Raw genomic sequence first — 13989 nt, 5'->3', positions numbered from 1 at the left:
ACGCCTTCATGCGTCCTCTGCGTGCCGCCGCCAGTCCGAAGTCGGGGCGGAAATACGCAAGCCCGCGCCGCTCGATCATGGGCGCAATGTGGCTCAGGCGACACGCAAATGTACATCGGGGCCGCGTGGTGCATGAAAACAGCATTTTCTAGCCGCAAAGGCAGGTGGTTGCAACAAGGCGGCTGGGCAAGACGGTCACTCCCTGGCAAGAGGCGGCAACGGGCAAAAAATTCGATCACCCCTAGACACACCACGGTGAACAGGGGCTGAACGCAAAGCCCAGCAGAGGGTTCCGGCCAGCCGGCATCTGTCGACAAGCCCTGCTGCGACATTGACAGGACCGACGCCATCGGGCCAATCTGAAGCATCAGGGTTCTTTCGAATCGTTTCGATCCGGAGGCTAAGAGGGAAGCCGGTGCGGTGCCCCGCAAGGGACATCAAGGCCGGCGCTGCCCCCGCAACTGTAAGCGGCGAGCTGCTGTCGCCCATTGCCACTGGCACGATCGCGTGCCGGGAAGGCAAGACAGCCGCAATGACCCGCAAGCCAGGAGACCTGCCCTGATGAACTCGTAACGTCCATGGGCGGGGTGTCCCAAGGGTGCGCTTGCTCCGCAACGGCGGAACTCCAGCTCGCGTGCGTCCGGTCATCCCCCAATTCGAAGATTGGGGAAGTCATTGTCTGTCACCGTCGAAACCAACCCGTGCGGGTCCGGAAGGCCCGAGTCCGTCTTCATCTCCTGGCTGCTCTGGCAGCCGCGCGGCGCCGACCTCGCGGTCGAGGCCCTGAAAGAGGTACAAAAGCTCGCACCCTTTCAGGAGCGAGACCCCGAGATCGTGCGGCTGCGTTCTCTGTTTGCTACATTGGCGGGCCAGACCGGGAAGCCACACTAGGCAAAGCTCATAAAGACATATTGACATAAAGATACCTTTATGTGATCTCCGATGCAGATATTCCTGCATCGGAGGGCTTTGCCATGGCGGCAGCCGACCTCGACGACCTGTTCGGTCCCGAACTTTCACCCCGCACCGGCAAGGACATCGCCGACGCGCTCGAGTCCGCAGCGCGGGAGCGTATTCTCGTGCTCGACGGCGCCATGGGCACGGAGATCCAGACGCTCGGCCTGGTCGAGACGGATTTCCGCGGCAGCCGCTTCGGCGATTGCGCTTGCCACCAGCAGGGCAACAACGACCTTCTGACGCTGACGCAACCGGCCGCGATCGAGGATATCCACTATCGCTACGCGCTTGCCGGCGCGGACATCCTGGAAACGAATACGTTTTCCTCCACCGCGATCGCCCAGGCCGACTACGGCATGGAGGCGCTCGTCTATGAACTGAACCGCGACGGCGCGCGGCTTGCCCGACGCGCCGGCCTGCGCGCGCAGGAAAAGGACGGCAGGCGCCGTTTCGTCGCCGGGGCGCTGGGACCGACGAACCGCACCGCCTCGATCTCACCGGACGTCAACAATCCCGGCTATCGCGCCGTCACCTTCGACGACCTCCGCATCGCCTATGCCGAACAGCTGCGCGGCCTCATCGACGGCGGGGCCGACATCATCCTGATTGAGACGATCTTTGACACGCTGAACGCCAAGGCGGCGATCTTTGCGACCAGGGAAGTCTTCGCCGAGAAGGGCATCGAACTGCCCGTCATGATCTCCGGCACGATCACAGACCTCTCCGGCCGCACCCTCTCCGGCCAGACGCCCGAAGCCTTCTGGAACTCGGTCCGCCATGCCTCTCCCTTCTCGATCGGGCTGAACTGCGCGCTCGGCGCCAACGCCATGCGTGCGCATCTCGACGAGCTGTCCACCGTTGCCGACACCTTCGTCTGCGCCTATCCGAACGCCGGCCTGCCGAACGCCTTCGGCAAGTACGACGAGACGCCGGAGCAGATGGCCGCGCAGATCGAAGGCTTCATGCGCGACGGTCTGGTCAACATCGTCGGCGGCTGCTGCGGCTCGACGCCGGCCCATATCAGGGCGATCGCAGACGCCGCCCGCCGCCACAGACCACGCCAGGTCCCGGACATCCCGCGCCACATGCGCCTGTCCGGCCTGGAGCCGTTCACGCTGACCAAGGACATTCCTTTCGTCAACGTCGGCGAACGCACCAACGTCACCGGCTCGGCGAAGTTCCGCAAGCTGATCACCGCGGGCGACTTTGCGGCAGCCCTCGACGTGGCCCGCGACCAGGTGGCGAACGGCGCCCAGATCATCGACGTCAACATGGACGAGGGCCTGATCGATTCGGCACGGGCGATGACGGAGTTCCTCAACCGCGTCGCCGCCGAGCCGGACATCGCCCGCGTGCCGATCATGATCGATTCATCGAAATGGGAGGTGATCGAGGCCGGCCTGAAATGCGTGCAGGGCAAGCCTCTCGTCAACTCGATCTCGCTGAAGGAAGGCGAGGATGCCTTCCTTCAGCACGCCCGCCTCGTGCGCGCCTATGGCGCTGCCGTCGTCGTCATGGCCTTCGACGAAAAGGGCCAGGCCGACACGCAGGAGCGCAAGGTCGAGATCTGCGCCCGCGCCTACAAGCTGCTCACCGAGGTGGCCGGTGTGCCGCCGGAGGACATCATCTTCGATCCCAACATCTTCGCCGTCGCCACCGGCATCGAGGAGCATGACAACTACGGCGTCGACTTTATCGAGGCCGCGCGCCAGATCGTCAGGACGCTGCCGCACGTGCACGTGTCGGGCGGCGTCTCCAACCTCTCGTTCTCGTTCCGCGGCAACGAGCCCGTGCGCGAGGCGATGCACGCGGTGTTCCTCTACCACGCGATCCACGCCGGCATGGACATGGGCATCGTCAACGCCGGCCAGCTTGCCGTCTACGACACGATCGACCCGGAGTTGCGCGAGGCCTGCGAGGATGTCGTGCTGAACCGCGCGCCGAAGGCCGGCGGCACGGCGACCGAACGCCTGCTGGAGATCGCCGAGCGCTTCAAGGGCACAGGCGGGAAGGAAGCGAGGGAGAAGGATCTCGCCTGGCGCGACTGGCCGGTCGAGAAGCGACTTGAGCACGCGCTCGTCAACGGCATCACCGAGTTCATCGAGGCGGATACGGAAGAGGCCCGCCTTGCCGCCGAGCGGCCGCTGCATGTCATCGAGGGCCCGCTGATGGCCGGCATGAATGTCGTCGGCGACCTCTTCGGCGCTGGAAAAATGTTCCTGCCGCAGGTGGTGAAATCGGCCCGCGTGATGAAGCAGGCGGTCGCCGTTCTGCTGCCCCATATGGAGGCGGAAAAACTCGCCAACGGCGGTGCCGCCCGCGAGAGCGCCGGCAGGATCCTGATGGCCACGGTCAAGGGCGACGTGCACGACATCGGCAAGAACATCGTCGGCGTCGTGCTCGCCTGCAACAACTACGAAATCATCGACCTCGGCGTCATGGTGCCCGCGGCGAAGATCCTCGAGACCGCGCGCGCTGAGAATGTCGACATTATCGGCCTGTCCGGTCTGATCACGCCGTCGCTCGACGAGATGGCGCATGTGGCGAGCGAGATGGAGCGCGAAGGGTTCGATATTCCGCTTCTGATCGGCGGCGCCACGACCAGCCGCGTGCACACGGCGGTGAAAATCCATCCGCGCTACCAAAAGGGCCAGGCGGTCTACGTCACCGACGCCAGCCGCGCCGTCGGTGTCGTCTCCAGCCTGCTCTCTGCGGAGGCGAAGGCTGGCTACGTCGAGACGCTGCAGGCGGAATATCGCAGGGTTGCCGACGCCCATATGCGGGCGGAAGCTGAAAAGCAGCGCCTTCCGCTGGCGAAGGCGCGCGAGAACGCTTTCAAGCCCGACTGGTCCGCCTACCAACCGAAGACGCCCTCCTTCCTCGGCACCCGCGTCTGGCAGGACTGGGATCTGGCCGAGCTGGCCGGCTACATCGACTGGACGCCGTTTTTCCAGACCTGGGAGCTGAAGGGCGTCTATCCGAAGATTCTCAATGACGAAAAACAGGGCGCCGCCGCCCGCCAGCTCTTTGCCGACGCGCAGGCGATGCTGGACAAGATCATCGCCGAGAAATGGTTCACGCCGAAGGCGGTCGTCGGCTTCTGGCCGGCAAACGCGGTCGGCGACGATATCCGCCTCTTCACCGACGAAACGCGGTCCGCGGACCTTGCGACCTTCTTCACCCTGCGCCAGCAGCTGTCGAAGCGCGACGGCCGGCCGAACCTGGCGCTCTCCGACTTCGTCGCGCCGCGGGAAAGCGGGATTTCGGACTATCTCGGCGGTTTCGTCGTCACCGCCGGAATCGGCGAGATTGCGATCGCCGAGCGCTTCGAACGCGCAAACGACGACTACTCCTCGATTCTCGTCAAGGCACTGGCCGACCGCTTCGCCGAGGCGTTTGCCGAACGGATGCACGAGTATGTCCGCAAGGAGCTCTGGGCCTATGCGCCGGATGAGAGCTACGCCCCACAGGAGCTGGTCGCCGAGCCCTATGACGGCATTCGCCCGGCGCCGGGCTATCCGGCCCAGCCCGACCATACCGAGAAGACGACGCTGTTCCGGCTGCTCGACGCGGAGAAGGAGATCGGCGTCCGCCTGACCGAGAGCATGGCCATGTGGCCGGGCTCCTCCGTCTCCGGCCTCTACATTGCCAGTCCGGAAAGCTACTACTTCGGCGTCGCCAAGGTCGAGCGCGACCAGGTTCAGGACTACGCCCGCCGCAAGGGCATGGCGGTGGCCGAGGTCGAGCGCTGGCTGGGGCCGGTGCTGAACTATGTCCCGGCACCGCTGGCCGAAGCGGCCGAGTAGCGCATCAGGGGGCGATCGCCTGCAAAAGCAGGATCATCGCGTAGCTTGCCGCAAGCAGCACCAGCAGCGACAGGACGACGGTGGCACTGACCCGCATGCCCGCCTGCATCACCTTGCGGATGTCGACACCAAGCCCGAGGGCGGCCATGGCGACCACGGTCAGGGCGCCGGACGCCTTGTTCATGGCCAGGGCCGCCGGCTCGCCGATCAGACCGACGGAACGGGCCGCCAGCAGCAGGAGGAAGCCGACGATGAACCACGGCACCAGCCGGTGCAGCGGCGGCCGGCAGCGGTTGCTGCCCGACCGGTTCGCCGGCAGCAGGGACAGCAGCAGCACGACCGGCCCGAGCATCATCACGCGCACCAGCTTCACCAGCATGCCCACCTGCACGCCGACCGCCGAGACCGGCGCCGTGGCCGCGAAGACCTGCGGAACGGCATAGACGGTCATGCCGGCCAAAATGCCATAGTCGACACCGGATAGCCGCAGAACGGGCACCAGCAACGGCAGGAGCAGCACGGTGATGACGCCGAGCACAGCGGTGAACGCGATCGAAGATGCCACGTCGTCGGGTCGCGCCCGAATGACCGGTGCTGTCGCGGCGATCGCCGAGTTGCCGCAGATCGAGTTGCCGCAAGCGACCAGCACGGCCATCCGTTTCGGCAGGCCGAGCAAGCGGCCAATGCCATAGCTGGCTGCAAGGACGCAAAAGACGACGAACGCGATCGCCCCGAGCATTGCTGGCCCGACCGAGGCAAGGGCGGCCGCGCTGATCCCTGCGCCCAGCAGGACGATGGCAATCTCCAGAAAGTATTTGGCGGTGAATTCGATGCCGGGGTCGAAGGCGGCCGGGCGCCGGAGCCGAAACCGCAGGAGCGCGCCGAAAAGGATCGCCAGCACGAGCGCGTCGAGCCAGGCCTCCCCTGTCAAGTGCCGCTCGGCGACGTCGCCAAGATACGCAAGGCCGGCCACGGCCAGCGACAGAAACACGCCGGGAATGTGGGCGCTGAAGGGAATGGCTTTGCTCATGCACCTTCAATGACGGAAACTTTTTGTGCAATCCATCGACAAATAAGGTACGTTTCGTTCGATATCATTGAATGATTCCTATGACGCTGGACCAGCTTCGCATCTTCATCGCCGTCGCCGAACGCGAACACCTCACCCAGGCAGCGCTGGCACTGCACCTGACGCCATCGGCCGTCAGCTCCGCAGTCCGCACCCTGGAGGAGCGATACTCCATCGCCCTCTTTCATCGAACCGGCCGCCGGATCGAGCTGACTGAAACGGGGCGCGCCTTCCTGGCGGAGGCCAAGGCGACGGTCGCGCGGGCGCGGGAAGCGGAGCTGTTCCTGGCAGAGGTCGGCGACTTGCGGCGGGGCTCGCTCGCCCTGCATGCCAGCCAGACCATCGCCAGCTACTGGCTGCCGCCGGTGCTGATGCGACTGCACCAGAAGCACCCCGGCCTGGACCTGCGCGTCACCGCCGCGAACACCGAGCTCGTCGCTGCGGCGGTCATCGACGGGGCGGCGGAAATCGGGCTCGTGGAAGGGGCGGTTGAAAACCCGCTATTGGCGCAGCGGGTGATCGCCCGCGATCGCCTCGTCATCGTGGCGTTGCCGGATCATCCGTTGGCACAACGGTGCGGTGTCGAGCGCGCCGATCTGCTGGCCGCGCGTTGGGTGCTGCGCGAGGCCGGATCGGGAACCCGCTCCGTCCTGACCTCTGCCCTTAACGCCGAACCCGGGCAGCTCGCGGCCGAACTGACGCTGCCCTCCAACGAGGCGGTGCGCGCTGCGGTCCGGGCCGGGCCATTCCTCGGGTCGTTATCGGAACTGATCGTGCAGGCAGACATCGACGCCGGCCGGCTGGTGAAGCTCGACTTTACCTTGCCGGAACGCCAGTTCCTCATGCTGCGCCATCGCGAGCGCCATCGGTCCAAGGCATCCCTCGCCTTCGAGGAGATGGTCGCGGCGCAGGAACGCTGACCGGGGCGGCGTCAGCGGCTCATTCGCCCCGTCCGCGGAAGCGCCGCTGGTATGCCGGATCGTAGAGCGAGCTTTCGCGGAAATCCTCGGCCGCGAGCGTCCGCCCGACGAAGATTAGCGCAGTGCGCTCGATCGGTTCCTCGGCGACCCTGGCGGCGATGTCGGCGAGCGTGCCGCGCACGACCCGCTCGTCCGGCCACGATGCCTTGACGACGATCGCCACGGGGCAGTCGCTGCCATAGAGCGGCGTCAGTTCCGCAACCACCTCATCCAGCGCATGGATCGCCAGATGGATCGCAAGCGTCGCCCCCGTCGCTCCGAAGCCCCGCAGCGTTTCCCGGTTCGGCATCGGCGAGGCGCGGCCGGACACGCGGGTGAGCACCAGGCTCTGGGCCACCGCCGGGATCGTCAGCTCGCGCTTCAGCGCCGCCGCCGCCGCCGCGAAGGACGGCACGCCGGGAGTTAGCGTGTAGTCGATCGCGTGCTTCTCCAGCCTTCGGATCTGCTCGGCGACGGCGCTCCACACCGACAGATCGCCGGAGTGCAGCCGGGCCACGTCCTCGCCCGCCGCGGCTGCCCGCACATACTCCGCCTCGATCTCGTCGAGCGACATCGGCGCGGTGTCGACGATGCGCGCACCCGGTGGGCAGTATTGCAGCAGCTCCGGCGAAACGATCGAGCCGGCATAGAGGCAGACCGGGCAGCGGCCGATCAGGTCGCGGCCACGCACGGTGATCAGGTCGGCGGCGCCCGGTCCGGCGCCGATGAAATGGACGGTCATGCTTGTTCCTCGATTTCATTAGCCGGCTTTCGCCAGCTCCATTGGGTAACCGGCATCGCCGGCCGCCAGCCGGTCATCTGGCCGATCGGTCCGGCACGGGCAATGTCGATGCGGATCAGCGAACCGCCCAGGCGCGCATGTGCCGCGAGAAGCACAGCGTCCATCTCGGTCGTCACCGAATTGGCAACCAGCCGCCCGCCGGGTTTCAGCGCGGCAATCGCCGCCTCGATCACACCGCCCTCGCTGCCGCCGCCGCCGATGAAGACGGCGTCTGGAACGGCCAGGCCCGCCAGCGCTCCGGGTGCTGCGCCCTCGACGACGACAAGCCCCGGCACGCCAAAGTGCGCGGCGTTGTGCCGGATCCGCGCCGCCCGTTCAGGAACCGCCTCGATGGCGATGGCGCGCAGCGACGGATCGGCGAGCATCCATTCGATGCCGATCGAGCCGGAGCCCGCGCCGATATCCCAGAGAAGCTCACCGCGCCGCGGCGCCAGCGCCGAGAGCGTGAGCGCGCGCACCTCGCGCTTGGTGATCTGGCCGTCGTGCTCGAACAGCGCGTCGTCCAGTCCGGGCGTGAACGGCAACACGCGTGCCGCCTCGCCGGCTGCGACCTCGACCGCGCAGACATTGAGCATGTCGGTGTCGTCGAGCGCGAAGCGGTCCGCTTGATGCGTGCTGACGCGCTCCCGTGGTCCGCCGAGCGCCTCCAGAACGGTCAAGGTCGACGCACCGAATCCAGCTTGCTTGAGCAATGCCGCAAGTACGCGCGGACCGTCGCTGTCGGAGGTCAGGGCCAGGATGCGACTGCCCGGGTGCAGGTGCGGGCGGATCAGGTCGATCGGGCGGCCATGCAGCGAGAGGCTGACCGCATCCTGCAGCGCCCAGCCCATGCGGGAAGCGGCGAGGCTGAGGGAGGAGGGTGCCGGGAGCACCGTCATCTCCGATCGGGGAATTGTCCGCGACAGCGTCACGCCGACGCCGTGAAAGAAGGGGTCGCCCGAGGCGAGCACCACCACGGGGCGGCCGCGGGCGGCAAGCACGGCTTCCACCGAGCGCGCGAACGGGCTGAGCCAGGCCTGGCTTTCACCGACGATGGCCGGGGCGGCGAGGTCCAGATGCCGTGCGCCGCCGAACACGATCGCAGCCTTGGCGATTGCCGCCTTGGCCGCGTCACCGAGACCGGCTAAACCATCCTCGCCGATCCCGACGATGGTCAGCCAAGGCGGAGATGCGGTGGGATCAACGGACGGATCAGGCGTGGACAAGAGACGCATCCTTATTCTGGGCGGCACCACCGAAGCGCGCGAACTGGCGAGCCGGCTTTCGCGCCGCGCCGATCTCGACGTGACCCTGTCGCTCGCCGGCCGCACGATCGACCCGGCCCCCCAGCCGGTTCCCGTCCGAACCGGAGGCTTCGGCGGCGCGGCGGGCTTGGCGGACTACCTCGCCGCGCATGGCATCGATTTGCTGGTCGACGCGACCCATCCCTTCGCCCGGCAGATTTCCGCCAATGCCGAGCAGGCTGCGGACCAGGCCGGAACGCCGCTGATCCGCCTCGAGCGGACCGGCTGGCAACCCGTCGCAGGCGACCGCTGGACCCGGGCGGCGACGCTGGAGGAGGCGGTGGGGGCGCTGGGTCCGCAACCGCGCCGAGTCTTCCTCGCGATCGGCCGGCAGGAGGCGTTCCATTTCAATGCGGCGCCGCAGCACCACTATCTCGTCCGCAGCGTCGATCCTGTCGACCCGCCGCTGACGGTTCCATCGGTCGACTACATCCTCGCCCGCGGCCCCTTCGCCGTCGATGACGAGATCGCGCTCTTGCGCGACCACCGCATCGAGGTGGTCCTCTCGAAGAACAGCGGCGGCGAGGCCACCTATGCCAAGATCGCTGCGGCGCGCGCGCTCGGTCTCCCGGTGATCCTCGTCGATCGCGGAAGGCAAGGCCGCGTCCCCATGGCGCAGACCGTCGAGGAAGCGCTGCGGCTGATCGATCATGTTGCCTCCGCAGGAAGGAAGCGCGGCGTATAGACCAGATCGGGCCTGCCCTCACGCGCGATCACGCGCGTCTGCGGCGAGCCGATGATGACGCAGGTCGCCATGTCCGCACGCGCGGCATCCGCCTCGCCGAGCGGCATGACCAGCATGCGCTCGTCCGGCCGTCCGGCAGCGCGGCCGAAAATGACCGGCGTTTCCGCCGGAACCACGGCCCGCAGGATCTCGAACGCCGTCCCAAGTTGCCAGGGACGCGCCTTGCTGATCGGATTGTAGAGCGCGATGACCAGGCCGGCCTCCGCCACCAGGCGCAGCCGATTCTCGATCACGCTCCATGGCTTCAGGTTGTCGGACAACGATATCGCGCAGAAGTCGTGGCCGAGCGGCGCGCCGATCCGGGCGGCAACGGCCAGCATCGCGGTCACGCCGGGCACCACCACGAGGTCGATGCATCGCCACTCCGGCGGTCCCGCGTCGATCGCCTCGCAGACGGCGGCCGCCATGGCGAAGACGCCGGGATCGCCGCCGGACACCACACAGACGTTGACGCCCGCCGCCGCCCGTTGCAGCGCCGCCTGGGCCCGGTTCAGCTCTTCGCGGTTATCGGAGGCGACCTTGACCTGGTCCGGCCGCAGCGACAGCCGATCGATATAGGGAAAATAGCCGAAAAACTCGGTCGACGCCTCGACCGCCTTCGCCGCCTCCGGCGTCATCTGGTCCGGGCTGCCCGGCCCGGTTCCGATCACGTAAAGCGTGCCCGGCAGCCTACCCTGCATCGCGCCCGTCATGGCCGTCCGCTCCAGCCGGGAACCAGCACCAGCGAGAAGTAGGGCGCCGCGTCGTCGAGTTTCTCGGACAGCCGCAGAGACTTGCTTTCGGCCATCGTGCCGCGCTCGACATAGATCGCCTCGGCGAGCCGTCCTGCGGCCGACAGGGCCCGGCGAATTTTCGGCAGGTTGCGCCCGACCTTCATGATGACGGCTGCCTGGGTGTCCTCAAGCCGGCGCGACAGTTCGTCTTCCACCATCGTGCCCGGCAGCACCGAGAGCACGTCGTCGCCTTGTACGATCGGCAGGCCCGAGAGCGACCAGCAACCCGACATCGCGGTGATGCCGGGAACGACCTCGGTCGGGAACCGGTCCGCCAGCCGCACATGCAGGTGCATGTAGGAGCCGTAGAACATCGGATCGCCTTCCGACAGGATCGCCACGGTCCGGCCGGCCGCCAGATGCGCGGCGACCGCCGCGGCCGAGGCGTCGTAGAAATCGGTGATCTGGCGCTTGTAGTCGTCGTGATCCTTGTCGATCTCGGTCGTCACCGGATAGTAGAGCGGCAGTTCGACGACGCCGGGTTTCACGAGGCCTTCGACGATCTTCCGTCCATTGCCGGCGCGGCCGGCCTTGGCGAAGAAGGCGAGCACGTCGGCCTCGCCGATGGCGCGCACGGCCTTCAATGTCAGCAATTCCGGATCGCCCGGCCCGGTGCCCACGCCGTAGAGGCGTCCCTGCTGCGCCCCGCTCACAGGCCGGCCCTCGCGAGCGAATTCAGTGCCGCCGCGGTCATGGCGCTGCCGCCCAATCGCCCGCGCACGATGGCGAACGGAACGCCATAGGAGTTTTCCACCAGCGCCTCCTTGGATTCCGCCGCGCCGACGAAACCGACCGGCATGCCGAGGATAGCCGCCGGCTTCGGGGCGCCATCGCGCAACAGTTCCAGCAAATAGAACAGCGCCGTCGGGGCGTTGCCGATGGCGACGATCGATCCGGCCATCCGCTCGAGCCAGAGCCGGATCGCCGCCGCCGAACGCGAATTGCCGATCTCTGCGGCGATCTCGGGCGTACGCGGATCGCGCAGCGTGCAGATCACCTCGTTTGCCGCGGGCAGCCTTGCCGCCGTCACCCCACGCGCCACCATCTCCGCATCGCAGAAGATCGGCGCACCGTTTTGCATCGCCTGCCGGCCGGCGGCGACGAAATCGGGAGAAAAGACGATCTTGTCCGCAGCCTCCACCAGCCCGCAGGCATGGATCATCCGCACGGCGACGTCTGTCTCGTCGTCGGAAAACCGGGCGAGATCGGCCTCGGCGCGAATGATGGCGAAGGATTTCTCGTAGATGGCGTTGCCATCCTTTATGTAGTCATAATCTGTCATTGCGAACCCTGCCGAAAAGCCTTGGCAAGCGTGGACGCGCCGATCCGATCGAGTGCGCGCCGCGCCGTATTTGTCTGTTGTCGTTCCTGTCGAATGAGCGCGCCGATGCGCGCAAGAGCCTCGCCGAGTCCGTCGACCCTCACCGTCGCCCCCATTTCGTCGCCGGCGCGGGCATCGATTGCCAGCGCGACGCCATTTCCCTGGCCGGCCAGCGTCAACGCGGCGGCCCGCGGATGAGCGCAGCCCTTGGCGCAGCCGGAAATGTGGACGGTCAGCGACCCGTCCAAAAGATCGGGTGCCTGCGCCACGAGAAGATCGGCGGCCGCCTTCGTATCGAACCGTCCCGACGCGCAGCCAGCCGAACCGGCGCAGACGGCGATCGCGTTGCCGGGCCCGTCGGCGCGTGTCCAGAAGCCTTCGCGCTCGGCAAGCGCAATACCCGGTTCGATCGCCGCATCGGCGAGGCCGAGCACGATCAGCGACCGGTGCGGCGCCAGCCGCACCTCGTCGGCGCCGAGTGCCGCCAGCCCCCGCATCAGTCTCTCGAGAGCCGCAGCACTCGTCTGGCCATAGGCAAGACCGACGCCAAGGGCGGTACCCTCGCCGAGCCGATGGCGACCGACGGGCCGCGATGGCGATGGCGGGATCATCTTGTCCCCCAAGCCGGCAGGACAGGCGCGCGATCCGAGCTGCGATCGCAACGCTTCCGCGTCGAGGTCGCGGCCGCGGGCGGCGGGACCGAGGCCGTGAAGCACCTCAAGCACAGCCAGGACTGCGCTGACGGCATCGCCATCGGCGACGGCGGCCACTTCGCGCGCGGAGCAACTGTCGCCTCCGACCGAAAGACGCCAGCAGAGGCCACCGGACCGGCGAATTGCGTCGAGACGGATGTCGGCGACCATGTCCGACAGGCCGAGCGTTCCGCCGGCATCCACGACGATCGACAGCTTCGGCGCCAACACAAGCGGCGGCGGCAGATGGGTCGCGATGGCCGCCCGTATTGCGGCAGCGAGCGGTTCGGAATCGGCGATCTCGTCCGGATCGATGCCAGACAGCGGCGGCGTCTCGACCGCGACACCGCGGTGGAAATCAATTTCCGCCTCCGCCAGCCCGGCGGCGAGCTTCGGCACCGTCTCCTCGCGCAGGCCCCGGATCTGCAGGTTGCCGCGCGCGGTCACCTCCAGCAGTCCGTTTCCATACGCTGCGGCCAGCCGGGCGATGGCGACGTAGTCGGCGGGCTTAAGGCCGATGCGTGCCGGGCGAAGCCGCACCAACAAGCCGTCGCCGGTGGGCATCGGCGAGGCGAGCGACGGGCAGAAACCGCGCTTGCGGCCGGCGGTGGCCGCGGGAGCAATATCCGTCGACGCTGAGACCGTTAACGTCACGTCTCGCTCTCCGTCGCGCGCGCCCGGCGGATCAGGTAGGTGTCCATGATCCAGCCGTTCTTCTCCCGTGCCTGATGCCTTGTTTCGGAGATCTGCTCCGCGACATCGCCGAGCCGGCCCGACAATGTCACCTCGAGCTCGGTGCCGAGGTAAGCGCCCCAATAGATCTGGGCATCGCGATCTTCGATGGACCGGAATGCCTCGACGCCGTCGAGCATGACGACGACGTCGTCCACCCCCTCCGGCCAGCCTGCGGAAAGCCTGCGGCCGGTAGTGATCTCGACCGGCAGGCCGATCCGGTTCAGCGCGATCTGCTGGCTGGCGCAGAGCGCCTGGATGCTGGTGATGCCGGGAATGACCTCGAGGTCGAACGCGACGCGGCCGTTGGCGCGCACATGATCGACGATGCGGATCGTGCTGTCGTAGAGCATCGGATCGCCCCAGACGAGCAAGCCTATCACCTCGCGGTCAGTGGATACTTCGAGTATCAGCTCTTCGTAGATTTTTGCGATGGCATGGTGCCAGTCCTGCACGCCATCGTCATAGCTGCCATCGGCGCGGCGCTTCGGCACGGCGTAGTCATGAACGCGCGTGTCGCCATTTGTAAGATAGCGCTCGCAGATGTCGCGGCGCATGTCGGCGAGGAACGACTTCTCCTCGCCCTTGGTCGGAATGAGCAGCACGTCGGCCCGGTTCAGGGCGTTGATCGCCTGAACGGTGATGTGCTCGGGATTGCCTGCACCGATCCCGATGATCAAAATGGTTCTCGACACATCCACTCCCCGTGCGGCCAAGCGCTCCCGGTTGCGTCCCGATATGGGTCCCGCCCGACCTTCCTAATCCCAAAGTGAGGCTGAGAACAGTGCCCGAATAGCGGCGTCGGCCGGTCTTTTTGAGACGCTGCCCGAACGCGGTCCCGTGCGGCACA

The 13989-nt window shown here is 67.1% G+C and carries 12 protein-coding genes and 1 riboswitch; of the genes, 4 read left to right on the top strand and 8 right to left on the bottom strand.

Going from position 1 to position 13989, the window contains the following annotated elements; translation table 11 throughout:
- The first annotated feature begins 353 nt into the window (after positions 1 to 353).
- A riboswitch (cobalamin riboswitch) is annotated at positions 354 to 575 on the top strand.
- Between the two features lie 100 nt (positions 576 to 675).
- Both JNC62_RS04710 and metH read left to right on the top strand, forming a co-directional pair.
- Complete coding sequence (locus JNC62_RS04710; protein WP_374836452.1) at positions 676 to 891, top strand: hypothetical protein; 216 nt, start codon at positions 676 to 678, stop codon at positions 889 to 891.
- Between the two features lie 83 nt (positions 892 to 974).
- Positions 975 to 4763, top strand: coding sequence for a methionine synthase (gene metH, locus JNC62_RS04705; RefSeq protein WP_374836450.1), 3789 nt, complete (start codon positions 975 to 977; stop codon positions 4761 to 4763).
- A 4-nt stretch (positions 4764 to 4767) separates the two neighbouring features.
- Here metH and JNC62_RS04700 read toward each other — a convergent pair whose 3' ends face one another.
- Complete coding sequence (locus tag JNC62_RS04700; protein ID WP_374836448.1) at positions 4768 to 5793, bottom strand: YeiH family protein; 1026 nt, start codon at positions 5791 to 5793, stop codon at positions 4768 to 4770.
- A gap of 80 nt (positions 5794 to 5873) precedes the next feature.
- Between JNC62_RS04700 and JNC62_RS04695 the strand changes: the two genes are divergently transcribed.
- Entirely contained in the window at positions 5874 to 6752 is an 879-nt protein-coding gene (locus JNC62_RS04695) for a LysR substrate-binding domain-containing protein (RefSeq protein WP_374836918.1), read from the top strand.
- Positions 6753 to 6771: 19 nt separating this feature from the next.
- Here the strand turns inward: JNC62_RS04695 and cobM are convergent, their stop codons facing one another.
- Entirely contained in the window at positions 6772 to 7533 is a 762-nt protein-coding gene (gene cobM, locus JNC62_RS04690) for a precorrin-4 C(11)-methyltransferase (RefSeq protein WP_374836446.1), read from the bottom strand.
- Complete coding sequence (gene cbiE, locus JNC62_RS04685; RefSeq protein ID WP_374836444.1) at positions 7530 to 8807, bottom strand: precorrin-6y C5,15-methyltransferase (decarboxylating) subunit CbiE; 1278 nt, start codon at positions 8805 to 8807, stop codon at positions 7530 to 7532. The genes cobM and cbiE overlap by 4 nt, the downstream gene beginning before the upstream one ends.
- On the opposite strand from cbiE, the gene JNC62_RS04680 reads away from it, so the two are divergent.
- Entirely contained in the window at positions 8791 to 9561 is a 771-nt protein-coding gene (locus JNC62_RS04680; protein ID WP_374836442.1) for a cobalt-precorrin-6A reductase, read from the top strand. The genes cbiE and JNC62_RS04680 overlap by 17 nt on opposite strands.
- Here JNC62_RS04680 and JNC62_RS04675 read toward each other — a convergent pair.
- The 5 genes from JNC62_RS04675 to cobF are packed head-to-tail and all read right to left on the bottom strand — an operon-like array spanning position 9525 to position 13834.
- On the bottom strand, positions 9525 to 10313 hold the full coding sequence (locus tag JNC62_RS04675) for a precorrin-3B C(17)-methyltransferase (protein ID WP_374836440.1): 789 nt from the start codon (positions 10311 to 10313) through the stop codon (positions 9525 to 9527). The two genes, JNC62_RS04680 and JNC62_RS04675, sit on opposite strands and share 37 nt — an antisense overlap.
- Positions 10310 to 11047 carry a precorrin-2 C(20)-methyltransferase gene (locus JNC62_RS04670; RefSeq protein ID WP_374836438.1) on the bottom strand — a complete coding sequence of 246 codons (738 nt, stop codon included), beginning with the start codon at positions 11045 to 11047 and terminating at the stop codon, positions 10310 to 10312. Before JNC62_RS04670 ends, JNC62_RS04675 begins: the two co-directional genes overlap by 4 nt.
- Positions 11044 to 11676, bottom strand: a complete 633-nt coding sequence (locus JNC62_RS04665; RefSeq protein ID WP_374836436.1) for a precorrin-8X methylmutase — start codon at positions 11674 to 11676, stop codon at positions 11044 to 11046. Before JNC62_RS04665 ends, JNC62_RS04670 begins: the two co-directional genes overlap by 4 nt.
- Positions 11673 to 13061: a precorrin-3B synthase gene (gene cobG, locus JNC62_RS04660; RefSeq protein WP_374836434.1), complete on the bottom strand. Its 1389-nt coding sequence runs from the start codon at positions 13059 to 13061 to the stop codon at positions 11673 to 11675. The genes JNC62_RS04665 and cobG overlap by 4 nt, the downstream gene beginning before the upstream one ends.
- Entirely contained in the window at positions 13058 to 13834 is a 777-nt protein-coding gene (gene cobF, locus JNC62_RS04655) for a precorrin-6A synthase (deacetylating) (RefSeq protein WP_374836432.1), read from the bottom strand. The genes cobG and cobF overlap by 4 nt, the downstream gene beginning before the upstream one ends.
- Between the last annotated feature and the right edge of the window lie 155 nt (positions 13835 to 13989).

The sequence above is a fragment of the Mycoplana ramosa genome, from assembly GCF_041930185.1.
GTDB classification, from domain to species: Bacteria; Pseudomonadota; Alphaproteobacteria; order Rhizobiales; family Rhizobiaceae; genus Mycoplana; species Mycoplana ramosa.
The sequence above is the reverse complement of the archived record's forward strand: the minus strand, read 5'-3'. Positions and strand labels throughout refer to the sequence as shown.

Coding starts and splice junctions, on each gene's coding strand:
- JNC62_RS04675 (WP_374836440.1), bottom strand. CDS start 10,313: ATGACGGGCGCGATGCAGGGTAGGCTGCCGGGCACGCTTTACGTGATC.
- cobM (WP_374836446.1), bottom strand. CDS start 7,533: ATGACCGTCCATTTCATCGGCGCCGGACCGGGCGCCGCCGACCTGATC.
- JNC62_RS04700 (WP_374836448.1), bottom strand. CDS start 5,793: ATGAGCAAAGCCATTCCCTTCAGCGCCCACATTCCCGGCGTGTTTCTG.
- JNC62_RS04695 (WP_374836918.1), top strand. CDS start 5,874: ATGACGCTGGACCAGCTTCGCATCTTCATCGCCGTCGCCGAACGCGAA.
- JNC62_RS04665 (WP_374836436.1), bottom strand. CDS start 11,676: ATGACAGATTATGACTACATAAAGGATGGCAACGCCATCTACGAGAAA.
- metH (WP_374836450.1), top strand. CDS start 975: ATGGCGGCAGCCGACCTCGACGACCTGTTCGGTCCCGAACTTTCACCC.
- cbiE (WP_374836444.1), bottom strand. CDS start 8,807: ATGCGTCTCTTGTCCACGCCTGATCCGTCCGTTGATCCCACCGCATCT.